This window comes from Pseudomonas sp. IT-P2, from assembly GCF_949767575.1.
Taxonomy (GTDB): domain Bacteria; phylum Pseudomonadota; class Gammaproteobacteria; order Pseudomonadales; family Pseudomonadaceae; genus Aquipseudomonas; species Aquipseudomonas pharyngis.
Genome location: NZ_CATKQA010000022.1, coordinates 612,802 through 626,196, shown reverse-complemented (window position 1 = coordinate 626,196; position 13,395 = coordinate 612,802). Strand labels below are relative to the sequence as shown.

Genomic DNA, 13,395 nt, shown 5'->3' with positions numbered 1-13,395 from the left:
CCCGGCACGGGAAGGTCATCCGACCAACAGTTTCGCCCGCCGCGCCTTGAGCCCGGCAATCAGCGAAGGCCCGAGCGCCACCAGCGCCGAACCCAGTACCACCAGCACCGCCCCGCCATACCCCAGCAGATTGATTTGCTCGGCATGTACATATTCAGGCCACACTCCGGCCGCCACGGCCACCGCACCGAACGTCACCAACGGCGTGATCGCCAGCGTCGCACTGACCCGCGAAGCTTCCCAATGCGCCAGCGCCTCGGCAAATGCGCCGTAGGCGATCAGGGTGTTCATGCAGCACGCCAGCAGCAGCCAGCCCTGCAACGGGTTCAGCGAAAGTGCTTCGAGCGGATGCACCCAAGGTGTCAGCAACAGGGCGCAGAACAGGTAGATCACCATCATCACCTGCAACGAATTCCACACCGTCAGCAATTGCTTCTGGCCCAGCGCATAGAAGGTCCAGACGGTCGAAGCGAGCAGCACCAGCAACACACCAGCGGTGTAATCAGACAAAGACGTGAGCAATTCCGCCAGACGCTGATTGAAGAACAGCGCGAACCCGATCAGCAGCACCGCCAGGCCAATGCCCTGACCGATACTGAAGCGTTCCTTGAACACAAACAGACTGGCGATCAGCAACATGATCGGCCCCATCTGCACCACCAGTTGCGCAGTGCCGGGGCTGAGCAGGTTCAGGCCCATGAGGTACAGCACGTAATTGCCCACCAGCCCGAGCACCGCCATCAGCACCAGCCAGCCGCCCTTCCGCCCGAGCACCTTGCGACTGGGCAAGCGTTTGGTCGCGGCCAGATAAATGAACAGGCAACCGCCGGACACCAGCAGGCGAAACCAGGTCACCGTGACCGGGTCCATCACCACCAGCACCTGCTTGAGCTTGATCGGCAGGATTCCCCAGAGAAACGCCGTCAATAACGCCAGGAACATGCCGTACACCCAACGACCCGATGAAACGTGCATGAGAACCCCAAGCGCCAGAGACAGGAGCGCTCATTCTAGGCGTACGGACCAGCCCTACACAGGGACAGTTGCGTTTCAGCCGCAAATGAAACTGTGCAGGTCGCAGCAGAAAATTGACGCTGGGCCGTTGATCGGCTGGCCGGGCGGGATAAGTGGTTCAGGCATAAGCTCATTGGATCCAGCCCGGGACATCACTCACCAAGGAGACCCGTCATGTTAGGCATGCGCGCCCAGGACACCGCCCCCGCCACGCACTTTCGCAGCGACCGCGTGTGCCGGGTCAACGGCGAACTGTATTTCAGCACCCGGGAAAACACCCTCGAAGGGCCATTCGACAGCCACGAGAAAGCCGAGCAGGAAATCCGCGCGTACATCGCGCGGATGCAATTGCTGGATTCCGGCAGATAAGCCGTGCTGAACCCAATCGCGGGCAAGCCCTCTCCCACAGGTTCCGGGTTGGCCACTGAATTGTGAGCACACTCGAACACTGTAGGAGCGGGCTTGCCCGCGATTACGATTTGCCGGTCAACGCATCGTTCAAGGCCTAGCGCACAGCCTCAAACAACCCGGTCGCCCCCATCCCCCCGCCCACGCACATGGTCACGATCCCGTAGCGCAGATTGCGCCGCTGCAACTCACGCACCAGATGCCCGACCTGCCGTGACCCGGTCATGCCGAACGGGTGACCGATGGAAATCGAACCGCCGTTGACGTTGTACTTCTCGTTGTCGATTTCCAGCCGGTCACGGGCGTACAGGCATTGCGAGGCGAACGCTTCGTTCAATTCCCACAGATCGATATCCGCCACCTGCAGGCCCTTGGCCTTGAGCAGCTTTGGCACCGAAAACACCGGGCCGATGCCCATTTCGTCCGGCTCGCAACCGGCCACGGTGAACCCACGGAAAAACGCTTTTGGCTTGAGCCCCAGTTGCAGGGCTTTTTCCAGGCTCATCACCAGCGTCATCGAGGCGCCATCGGACAACTGCGACGAGTTGCCGGCGGTCACCGAACCGTCTTCGGCGAACACCGGTTTCAACCCGGCAAGGCTTTCATAGGTGGTGTCCGGGCGATTGCAGTCATCGCGGTCGACGATGCCGTCGAGGATCTGCACTTCACCGCTGTTCTTGTCTTCAACGCGGTACTTCACCGCCATCGGCACGATTTCATCGTTGAACAGGCCTGCTGCCTGCGCCTGGGCGGTGCGGATCTGACTTTGCAGCGAGTAACGATCCTGCGCCTCGCGACTGACGCCATAACGGCGCGCCACCACTTCGGCGGTCTGACCCATGGTGTAGTAGATGCCCGGCGTCTGCTGCTTGAGCAACGGGTTGATCAGGTGATCGGTGTTGACGCTTTTCAGGGTCAGGCTGATCGACTCGACGCCGCCGGCAACGATGATGTCGCTGCAACCCGACGCGATCTGGTTGGCGGCAATCGCAATCGCCTGCAAACCCGACGAACAGAAACGATTGAGGGTCATGCCGGCGGTGCCGGTGCCCAGTTGCGAGAGCACCGCCACGTTGCGGCCGATGTTGTAGCCCTGGGCGCCCTCGTTGGAGCCGGCGCCGACGATGCAATCCTCGACGCTGGCCGGGTCGATGTCGTTGCGCGAGAGCAACGCATTGACGCAATGGGCCGCCATGTCATCGGGACGGGTCTGGTTGAACTTGCCGCGAAAGGACTTGGCCAGGCCGGTCCGTACGCTGTCGACGATCACCACTTCACGCATGGCATACCTCATTGTTGCAGTCGGTTGAGAGTGGAACGAGCATAAGTCCACCCAATCGCCGACCGCGACGATCATTCACCTCGCGTATGCGGGCCCATCGGTTCAGTCCTTGTGCTTTTTGGCTCGCTTGTCGGATTTCTCGAAAGCCTCTTCCAGTGCCCGGTTGATCGTGCGCAGCACCTTGACCCGGGCCCAGCGCTTGTCATTGGCCTCGACCAGGGTCCACGGCGCGATTTCGGTGCTGGTGCGGTCGACCATGTCGCCCACGGCGGCACGATAGGCGTCCCACTTGTCACGGTTGCGCCAGTCGTCTTCGGTGATCTTGAAGCGCTTGAACGGGATTTCTTCGCGCTCCTGGAAGCGTTCCATCTGCGTGTCCTTGTCGATGGCCAGCCAGAACTTGACCACGATCACTCCGGCATCGGCCAGTTGCTCCTCGAAGTCATTGATCTCGCCATAGGCGCGCATCCAGTCGGCAGTGCTGCAAAAGCCCTCGACCCGCTCCACCAGCACCCGGCCGTACCACGAGCGGTCGAACACGGTGAATTTGCCCCGCGCCGGAATGTGCCGCCAGAACCGCCACAGATACGGCTGCGCCCGTTCCTCTTCGGTCGGCGCGGCAATCGGCACGATGCTGTATTGACGCGGATCGAGTGCCGCCGCCACCCGACGGATCGAACCGCCCTTGCCCGCCGCATCGTTGCCTTCGAACACCGCCACCAGCGCATGCCGGCGCATGCGTTTGTCACGCATCAGCCCCGACAGCCTTGCCTGCTCGGTGATCAGTTGTTCTTCGTAATCTTTTTTGTCCAGACGCTGAGTCAGGTCGAGGCTGTCGAGCAGGTTCAACTGATCGACGGAAGTCCCCAACGGTGCAGCGTTGACCTCATGGGGATGCACATCGGGACGCTTCAAGGCGTTTTGCAGCCCTTCGAGCAGAATCTTGCCGACCGTCAGGCTGCGGTAGTGCGGATCGACCCCCTCGATGACATGCCACGGTGCGTAATCGCGACTGGTGCGGCGCAACACGCGTTCGCCGTATTTGACGAACTTGTCGTAGGTCTGCGATTGCTGCCAGTCCAGGGGGCTGATGCGCCAACTGTGCAGCGGGTCGTCAGCCAGGGCCTTGAGCCGCGCCTTCATCTGTTTCTTGGAGAGGTGGAACCAGAACTTGAAGATCAGCGCGCCTTCATCACAGAACATCTTTTCCATGCGCTCGGCGCCGGCAATCGCCTGATCCAGTCGCGGATCCTTGAACAAACCATGCACCCGGCCCTGCAGCATCTGGCTGTACCAGTTGCCGAAGAATATCCCCATCCGCCCCTTGGCCGGCAGCATCCGCCAGTAACGCCAGGCCGGTGGCCGCGCCAGCTCTTCATCGGTCTGCTGATCGAAGGTGCGCACCTCGATCAGGCGCGGGTCCATCCACTCGTTGAGCAACTTCACCGTCTCGCCCTTGCCGGCGCCTTCGATGCCGTTGATCAAAATGATCACCGGGAAACGCTTCTGCTGCTGCAACTCGAACTGGGCTTCAAGCAAGGCTTCACGCAGGGCGGGCACGGCGGCTTCGTAGGTGTCTTTGTCGATGGCGTGACCGATTTCAGCGGATTCGAACATGGGACGGCTCCTTCCAGGATTCAGCAAGACTAGCGGATTGGGCTCGGACGCGGCACAGAAATTCCCGCCGGCGGCGGATTGTCCTTGAGTGATCGTCGGCAAGGCTTGCCATGGATCAAGCGCCGCCTGCGTGATCGGCTAGAATGGCCGCCTTGTCGTTGCCGAGCCTGCCATGAAACCTGTATTGCCCCACGCCCAACTCGACTGGGATGACCAGGGACGCCCGCGTTCGCGAGTGTTCGACGATGTGTATTTTTCCGACCAGTCGGGGCTGGATGAAACCCGCTACGTGTTCCTCGAACAGAACCGTCTGGCCGAGCGCTTCGCCGCACTGCCGGCGGGTGGGCGACTGGTGATCGGTGAAACCGGCTTCGGCACCGGGCTGAATTTCCTCTGCGCCTGGCAGTTGTTCGAACAGCACGCAGTGGCCGGTGCGCGGCTGCATTTTGTCAGCGTCGAAAAATTTCCGTTGAGCCCCGCCGACCTGCAACGGGCGCTGGCGCTGTGGCCGGAACTAAAGCCGTTCTCGGATCAGTTGCTCAAGCATTACGTCGCCATCCATCAAGGCTTTCAGCGCATTGTTCTGGATAACGGTCGCGTGACCCTGACGCTGCTGATCGGTGACGCGCTGGAGCAGTTGCCGCAACTGGACGGGCAGATCGACGCATGGTTTCTCGATGGTTTCGCCCCGGCAAAAAACCCGGAAATGTGGACCGCCGAACTGTTCGCCGAGCTGGCGAGATTGGCGGCGCCCGGCTCGACCATCAGCACGTTCACCAGCACCGGTTGGGTGCGGCGTCTGCTGAATGCCGCCGGCTTCAAGATGAAACGCACGCCGGGCATCGGCCACAAGTGGGAGATCCTGCGCGGCGAATTTCTCGGCTGGCCACAAGATGTCCCATTGCCCGCAGCTGAAAAACCGTGGTTCGCCCGCCCGGCGCCTTTCACTGGAGAGCGTCGTGCGCTGGTGATCGGTGCCGGCCTGGCCGGTTGCGCCACGGCGGCCAGCCTCGCGGCGCGGGGCTGGCAGGTCAGTCTGCTGGAACGGCATGACGCGGTGGCGCAGGAAGCCTCGGGCAATCCGCAAGGCGTGCTGTACCTGAAACTGTCCGCCCACGGCACCGCACTGTCGCAGTTGATCGTCAGCGGTTTTGGCTACACCCGACGTTTGCTGGAAACCCTGCAGCGCGGCACCGACTGGGATGACTGCGGCGTGCTGCAACTGGCGTTCAATGAAAAGGAACGCGAGCGTCAGGCGCAGCTGGCGGCCGCGTTTCCCGAGGATCTTCTGCAGTGGCTCGATCAACCCGAAGCACAGGCCCGCGCCGGGATCGGTCTGGCTCATGGCGGTTTGTATTACCCCGAGGGCGGCTGGGTGCATCCGCCGGCGTTGTGTCAGGCGCAATCGACACAACCGGGCGTCACGCTGCTGCCCCATCAGGAAGCCGTGGAGTTGCGCAAGATCGACGGTCAGTGGCAAGCCTTCGACAATGAACGATTGATCGCAACAGCGCCCGTCGTGGTGCTGGCCGGCGCCGCCGACATCAAGCGTTTCCCCCAGAGCGCCGACCTGCCCCTCAAGCGCATTCGCGGGCAGATCACTCGACTGGCGCAGACCACGCACAGCCAGGCACTGACCACGGTGGTCTGCGCCGAAGGCTATGTCGCACCGGCACGCCTGGGCGAACACACCCTCGGCGCCAGTTTCGATTTCAACAGCGACGACCTGACTCCGACCACCGCCGAACACCTGGGCAATCTGGCGATGCTCGAAGAGATCTCCACCGATCTGGTCGCGCGCCTGCACGTCAGCGAGCTCGACGCCGAAAGTCTTCAGGGCCGGGCAGCCTTCCGTTGCACCAGCCCCGATTACCTGCCGATCGTCGGCCCGCTCGCCGATCGCGAAGCCTTCTCCGAGGCCTATCGAGCCTTGAGCAAGGATGCCCGGCAAGTGCCGGACATTGCCTGCCCATGGCTGGACGGTCTGTACGTCAACAGTGGCCACGGTTCCCGGGGGCTGATCACCGCGCCACTGTCCGGTGAACTGCTGGCGGCCTGGCTGGACAACGAACCGCTGCCCCTGCCCAGAGGTGTCGCAGAGGCGTGTCATCCGAACCGGTTTGCCTTGCGGTGGCTGATCCGGGGCAAATGACCGAATCCGGGATCGCAATCAACCACCGGGCAACAGGCAGATATTGCCCTCGACCAGTCGTAGCACTTGCTCGGTCAACCGCTCGAGCAAGGCGCTTTCCGTCTGTTCCTGCCGGGCGGCACACAGGTTCATTTCGCTGAGATAGTCGGCCGAGCTGAGTTCTTCAGCTTTTTCGAACAACGCAAGGGCTTCTTCCTGGTGAGGCGCGCGCGCATCGTCGAACTGTTGTGCAAAACTGCTTTTCATGTATTCGTTCCACCAGGGCTGGCGAACGAGAAACGCCAGCCACTCGGGAGACAGTTCAGCAGTCTGGATTCGATTGATGGCCTCCACCAGATCCGCCCCTGTCACGTCCGCGAGTGAGGCGTAATGCATGTGCGAAGGTTGCCCGGGCAATTCGAGTGCCTGCGCCAGACCGGAGCGGTAGGCAAGGGTCACTTCCAGCGGGTCAGGTGCCGCACGGACCTGCGCATGTTCCGCGGCGATCCGGTCAATCTGCTCAAGCCGGAACAGTCCCCTCGCCAGCCTCATCAGCGCCTTCGTCGAAGGGCGTTGCCCCCTGGGACCACGGGTCACATGGTGGACGTGCACTGCAACTTCCAGGTGGCTGAAGTTCAACGCCGCATTGTCCGTGCAATTGATCGGGTTGGCCGCCAGATCGAAAATCTGCTCCCGCAATTCGGCATCGGTCTGCGTTGCGTCCAGAACCGTCCAGACCCGCCGGTGCATATCCTCGCGCACATTGGCTGACTCGGCGGAATTGCCCAACTCCGCCAGCAGCGCGAACAGGCCTTCGGCCCTTGGGTGATCCTTGAGTGCGTTCCACATCTGCAGATGCCGGGAGCCCTTTTCTCCTCCCGTTTGGGTCAGCCAGATCGTACGTGCCTGGTTTTCGTCCAGTCGCGCGATATCGTTATCCAGGTAACCCATGCCGACGCCGACCGTCGTGCGGTAGTTTTCAAGGTAAGTTCTGCTGACTTCGGAAATCGGGTTACGCCGCAAATTGATCGTTTCACTGAAGCGTCTGGGCGTTTCAAAAAGCCAGGCAGGCAGATCACGGATTTCGTTATCCCGCAGATCCACCCGATCCAGATTGGGTAGAAACTGCAGGCCTTTTGGCAGCTCCGTGGCGCGGGTATTACGCAAGGAGAGGTAAGTCAGATCGAACAGGTTGCCCACATCCACCGTAGCGCCGAGGGGGTTCCCGCTCAGATTCAGTCTTTGCAAGGTGCGCAACCCGGCCAGCTTCACCAGGGCGTGCTCGGTCAGTTGCAGCCGATTGCCGGCCAGGCTCAGCCGCCTGAGGTTCGGCATATGCGAAATGATCTCGGGCAACCGGGTGATCTGATTACGATCCAGTTCGAGGGACTCGACGTTCGTGAACGCTTTGAGGAAATAAGCGGCATCGTCGTCCAGCAACATGTCTTGCAGAGACAATTGCCTGACATGATCAAAGGTCAAACCGACCGGCAAGGTCGGAAACTTGCCGAAGCGCATGCCATCGAGCTTCAAACCATAGACGAGACGCCCGGCGTCATCGGGCAGGGAGATCAAACGGCGAAAACAGTCTTCGATTTCAAACGCAACGATTTGCCGGCATTCACGAATTTCGTTCAGATCACCGCCCAGGGCCTTCATGGCTGCCTCATCCTGGATCCAGGTATCCATCACGCCCTGTAGTCGGCTCAGATCCTCCCGCAACTGCCGAACCCGGATCGCCCTGGTCAGATGGTCGCTACCCAACTGGTCAAGAAACTCATTGGCTTGTACGTCGGTAAACAAGGGATAGAGCTTTTTCACCTGCCGCAATAAACGACGCGAATGAGTGTTCGACCCGGCGGGAGAGTCGGCAGGCGTGCACACAGGCTCGGCGGTCTCCGTTTGCCACTGACCACCTGCCAACACGCGGGCGCATGCCTCACGTTCATCCAGAGCACTCTCCAACAGTTTGCCGCGCAGGCGCCCGCCATTTTCCGGCGTCGGTTGCACAAATCCGATGGCCTTGCGCTGCTGCGCTGAAAGACCTTTGAGAATCGCCTGATAGAAATCTTCCGGTCCGGACGCGATCTTGCCGAGTGACTTCCTGTCGCTGCCAAACACCTCGTAACCATTGTCGAGTCTGACCAGCGTGCATGAACTCGACGTAACCAGCGGTTTTTCGCCCAGCGTTTCCAGGACCTGACCGCTCAAGGATTTCGCCCGCAGTTCCAGATAGAACTCAGGATCCCAACCAGCAAGACGGGGTAGCAAACCGATCGCCAGTTTCCCGGTATCGGCATTGGCAATGTCGGCCAGGTAAAAACCTGCCAATGCCCGATCCACTCGCCCATCGCTCAAAGCCTGACGCGCCCGTTGTGCCAACCCCATGGGCACCCGCCCGGTGCTGCGCAGGTGCATCCGTTCAACGCTTGGCGTCCGCTTGAGCAGCTCTCGGGCGGAGCGCACCGGCAAATCGGGAAAGGCCCTGCGCAGCTTGAGAAACTCTCCGGTAACGTCTTGATCGTATCGGCTGTAGAGATGGTCGAAAGTCGACCTTCGATCGGCCTTGACCGCCGCCCCGATCACTTTCGCCAACTGCTGACTGGCATCGGCCGGGGCTACGTCAGCCCCCACCAAGGCATCCACTTCTTTGGGATGCAGAACATCGATGACCGCTTGCAGCAGCTCGCCCTTCTCCAGTCGCGCATGCTTCACAATGACGCTCACGGTATCGTCGTCAATCGATCCGGGCGGGTAGGTCGCGGTGATCCGCCCTTGTTCATCCACGACTTTGACGTAGCGATCGGCCGGCCAGTTGGCAAGCCGGGGTAATGCATGCAGCTGTTCGTTGACGTAACGCCGATCGCTCGCCTCGCCACGCTCCATGGCGGCAATGTAGTCGCGCACTCTGCGTTCGATTCCAAAACGCTCGATCATGTCCAGCAAGCGAGGCGGCAGCGGTCGGTTGTCATCGCTCAGGCGATGCAGCTCATCGATCCGGGTGTCGGTCAACCGACGGGCCATCTCCAGACGACTGTCTTCCCAACCCTCAAGACCAGGATCAATGCGTTTGAGCGTGTACGCCCCGCTCCAGCGCTCGGTCTGTTCGAAGTCATGACGCCAGCCTCCGCGATCATTGCGCTTCAATACCGGCTGATAAGCCTGTGCACGCACAGGGTGTCGGACTTCCCAGGTATTGGATGCAGGCTCCAGCGCCACCTCGTAAGCCCGATTGTCGAAATGGGCAAACTGCTTGTCGTTCGCCCGGAACAAGCCTGCAGTATCGGGTTCTGGTTCGGCACCTGTCGGAAGCGGCTGTTCATAACCGAGTAACTGCGGTTTCCACAATCGAGGCTGACCGTCACGGTCCAATATGGCCATGAACGGCTGGAAGAAATCCGGATGCTTGCGCACCGTCTTGATCGCCAGTGTTTTCAATCCCCTGATACCGGCCCCCACGCTGACCATCAGCACGATGTTTTCAGCCACGCTGAGCAGGTGCGAAAACGCCTCCTCACGATCTCCCCGCGACCAGTCCTCAACGCCCTCATAAACTTCCGCAAGCATTTGCCCCACGGCAACACCCATCATCAGTTGCCCTACGACCGGTATGAAAATCCCGGCCACATTGGCGACCGTCAGGCCGATTTCCAGATACTCGAGCAGGCGCTTCTTGCGTGCCTCCTCATCCACATCGGCAGTCGGTACAGCGAGCGCGCGAGCATCGATCTGCAGTTTGCCGATATGGCTCTGGTACATGAAGTCGAGCAGCGAAACGTTGATCGGCAAATATTTGGCGCGATCCAGGCTGCGAGCGTCCGCGAATTTTTTGAAGAAATCCGCCTTGTCCACCTCGCCGATGCAATGAGTGAAGTAGCTCCTGTAACTGGCCATCCCCAATTGGTATTCCAGGTACACGAGGAACGCCGAGAAACTCGCATACTCGTACAACGGTTGAGAGGGCTCGCCGGGCATGTACACCAGACACCATTGATCCGGGTCCGACTCGACCGAACCCTCGGAAAATACCACGACACCCCAGATGCAACAGTCGAGCAGTTCGATGCCTTGCATGATCAACGGCCGGCCCTTGTAGTTCAGGCTTTTTGCATCAGCGATACCGCCGGCCGCGAGCAGGCGCTCCAGACTTTCGTACGCGTCCTGGCTGATGTGCTCTTTCAACAGCGCCAGATGCAGATCCAGTTGCAGCAACTGTTTTTTCAGGGCAGTGATGTCGCGGACCATGGGACCGGTGGCAACCGCTTTGCCATCAACCTCACTGATGCCGAAAACCTTCTGAAAATGCTGTTGGTATTTTTTCCCCAGATCGAGCTCGCGACAGAGTGCGGCGAACGCTGTCGGTGTCAGTCCCGCAATTCCTGCAGGCTGTACAGAGATGCGCACCGCACTGGCTGCGGGGAAGAAATCGTCCTGCGCCTCACGCTTGGTGAAGTTCTGCATCGCCGCTTCCAGCAGCGTCGGGGTTGCCGGCGGCGTGACCGGTGGTCCTCCGCCGGGCGGGGTGACGGGCTCACAACCGCAGTAGTCCCCCGGCAACTCCAGATAGTCTTTTTCAACATCGAACGCCACTGGCCAGCGCGCTTTCAGGGCGCTGGTCAACAGCGCGGCGCAAAAGCTGTTCAAAGGTTGCAAGCGGCCAAGATCGGCTTCGATCTTCGCCTGAGCGGCGTGTAACTCACGCGCGGTCTGGTCCAGCGCGGCAAGTGTAGAGCTGGAACCTTTGAGAAGGCTGGGGGGCAGGATTTTCTGCAAGGCCTGGGCAGTATCCAGATCGCCGGTAGCTTCCAGCAAAAAACTCAGTATCTGTTTCTGGGTCAACGGTGTCGGGGTGTCCGACTTCGTACTCGACATGGGCAATATTCCTTTATTGCGCTTCGGAACACTTACCCTACCGGTCCGGCCCTTGGAAAAAAAACACGAAAAACTACGTGATCAAGCCGGCAAACAAGCAGACATCTGCATGTTTTCAATATTTATCTACTACCCATCAACTCAAACGGGAAGCTAATGGCCCATCGGTCAGGCCGATGCACTTATAACTGATCGTTCTAAAACTCCCACATCCCAGCCGGGTCAGTTTCTGAGTACCGGCCATTTCGGCGCGGTACTGCGACACCTTCCCCAACGGAAAAACCGGTAAGGACCTTATGTGCGGATTAGCTGGCGAGTTACGTTTTGATCAACAACCTGCAGACCTTGCAGCCATCGAGCGAATCACCCATCACCTGGCGCCTCGCGGCCCCGACGCGTGGGGCTTTCATGCCCAGGGGCCGATTGCCCTGGGCCATCGACGCCTGAAAATCATGGACCTGTCGGACGGCTCGGCGCAGCCGATGATCGACAGCCAATTGGGCCTGTCCCTGGCCTTCAACGGCGCGATCTACAACTTCCCTGAATTGCGTGCCGAACTCGAAGCGCTGGGTTATGCGTTCTATTCCGGCGGCGACACCGAAGTGCTGCTCAAGGGTTATCACGCCTGGGGCGAGGCGCTGCTGCCGAAACTCAACGGCATGTTTGCCTTCGCCATCTGGGAGCGCGATGCCCAGCGCCTGTTCATCGCCCGCGACCGTCTCGGTGTGAAGCCGCTGTACCTGTCGCGCACCAGTCAGCGCCTGCGCTTTGCCTCGGCCCTGCCGGCGTTGCTCAAGGGCGGCGACATCAACCCGATCCTCGATCCGGTGGCGCTCAACCATTACCTGAATTTCCACGCCGTGGTGCCAGCGCCGCGCACCTTGCTGGCAGGCATCGAAAAGCTGCCACCCGCGAGCTGGATGCGCATTGAAGCGGACGGCACCACCGAGCAGAAAACCTGGTGGACCCTACCCTACGGCCCACACGACGACGAAAAAAATCTGACCCTGGAAGACTGGCGTGACCGCGTGCTCGACAGCACCCGCGAAGCCGTGGCGATCCGCCAACGGGCGGCGGTGGATGTCGGCGTGCTGCTTTCCGGCGGTGTCGATTCGAGCATGCTCGTCGGTCTGCTGCGCGAAGTCGGTGTGGAAAACCTGTCGACCTTTTCCATCGGTTTTCAGGATGCCGGTGGCGAGCGCGGTGACGAGTTTCAGTACTCAGACCTGATCGCAAAACACTACGGCACCCAGCACCATCAACTGCGCATCGACGAAAAAGAGATCATCGAGCAACTGCCCGCGGCGTTCCGCGCCATGAGCGAGCCGATGGTCAGTCACGACTGCATCGCCTTCTATCTGCTGTCCCGCGAAGTGGCCAAGCACTGCAAGGTTGTGCAAAGCGGCCAGGGCGCCGACGAGTTGTTCGCCGGTTATCACTGGTATCCGCAGGTGGACGGCGCGGCCGATCCGTATGCGGCTTATCGCGAAGCGTTTTTCGACCGCAGCTACGACGATTACGCCGCGACCGTGCAGCCGAAATGGCTGACTGCCAATGACGCCGCCGGCGACTTCGTGAAGGAACATTTCGCACAGCCCGGCGCCGATGCGGCGGTCGATAAGGCCCTGCGTCTGGACAGCACGGTGATGCTGGTGGACGATCCGGTCAAACGCGTCGATAACATGACCATGGCCTGGGGCCTGGAGGCGCGCACGCCGTTTCTCGACTATCGACTGGTGGAATTGTCGGCCCGCATTCCGGGCCAGTTCAAACTGCCGGACGGCGGCAAGCAGGTGCTGAAAGAAGCCGCGCGTCTGGTCATCCCGAGCGAAGTGATCGACCGCAAGAAAGGTTACTTCCCGGTGCCGGGACTCAAGCATTTGCAGGGCGACACTCTGAACTGGGTGCGCGAACTGCTGCTCGACCCGAGTCAGGATCGCGGCCTGTTCAACCCGGCGATGCTCGACAAATTACTCACTGATCCACAAGGTCAACTCACGCCTCTGCGCGGTTCCAAACTGTGGCAACTGGCAGCCCTGAACCTGTGGCTCAGCGAACAAGGAATCTGATC

Annotated in this window: 7 protein-coding genes; 3 read left to right on the top strand and 4 right to left on the bottom strand. The window is 60.6% G+C overall.

Going from position 1 to position 13,395, the window contains the following annotated elements:
* Positions 1-15: 15 nt before the first annotated feature.
* A complete protein-coding gene (locus ACM6JM_RS15555; RefSeq protein WP_085668120.1) occupies positions 16-975 on the bottom strand; it encodes a DMT family transporter in 960 nt (319 codons plus the stop codon).
* 213 nt (positions 976-1,188) lie between these two features.
* Between ACM6JM_RS15555 and ACM6JM_RS15550 the strand changes: the two genes are divergently transcribed.
* Entirely contained in the window at positions 1,189-1,383 is a 195-nt protein-coding gene (locus ACM6JM_RS15550; protein WP_039770586.1) for a DUF6316 family protein, read from the top strand.
* A gap of 136 nt (positions 1,384-1,519) precedes the next feature.
* On the opposite strand, the gene ACM6JM_RS15545 is transcribed toward ACM6JM_RS15550, so the two are convergent.
* Together ACM6JM_RS15545 and pap are read right to left on the bottom strand one after the other, a co-directional pair.
* Positions 1,520-2,704: a thiolase family protein gene (locus tag ACM6JM_RS15545; protein WP_064383416.1), complete on the bottom strand. Its 1,185-nt coding sequence runs from the start codon at positions 2,702-2,704 to the stop codon at positions 1,520-1,522.
* 102 nt (positions 2,705-2,806) lie between these two features.
* Positions 2,807-4,321: a polyphosphate:AMP phosphotransferase gene (gene pap / locus ACM6JM_RS15540; protein WP_103387092.1), complete on the bottom strand. Its 1,515-nt coding sequence runs from the start codon at positions 4,319-4,321 to the stop codon at positions 2,807-2,809.
* 172 nt (positions 4,322-4,493) lie between these two features.
* Here pap and mnmC point away from each other — a divergent pair, with 172 nt between their 5' ends.
* Complete coding sequence (gene mnmC / locus ACM6JM_RS15535) at positions 4,494-6,473, top strand: bifunctional tRNA (5-methylaminomethyl-2-thiouridine)(34)-methyltransferase MnmD/FAD-dependent 5-carboxymethylaminomethyl-2-thiouridine(34) oxidoreductase MnmC (RefSeq protein ID WP_414882155.1); 1,980 nt, start codon at positions 4,494-4,496, stop codon at positions 6,471-6,473.
* Between the two features lie 18 nt (positions 6,474-6,491).
* Here mnmC and ACM6JM_RS15530 read toward each other — a convergent pair whose 3' ends face one another.
* Complete coding sequence (locus tag ACM6JM_RS15530) at positions 6,492-11,324, bottom strand: NEL-type E3 ubiquitin ligase domain-containing protein (protein WP_414882153.1); 4,833 nt, start codon at positions 11,322-11,324, stop codon at positions 6,492-6,494.
* A 296-nt stretch (positions 11,325-11,620) separates the two neighbouring features.
* Here ACM6JM_RS15530 and ACM6JM_RS15525 point away from each other — a divergent pair, with 296 nt between their 5' ends.
* Complete coding sequence (locus tag ACM6JM_RS15525) at positions 11,621-13,393, top strand: N-acetylglutaminylglutamine amidotransferase (protein ID WP_414882152.1); 1,773 nt, start codon at positions 11,621-11,623, stop codon at positions 13,391-13,393.
* Positions 13,394-13,395: the final 2 nt, after the last annotated feature.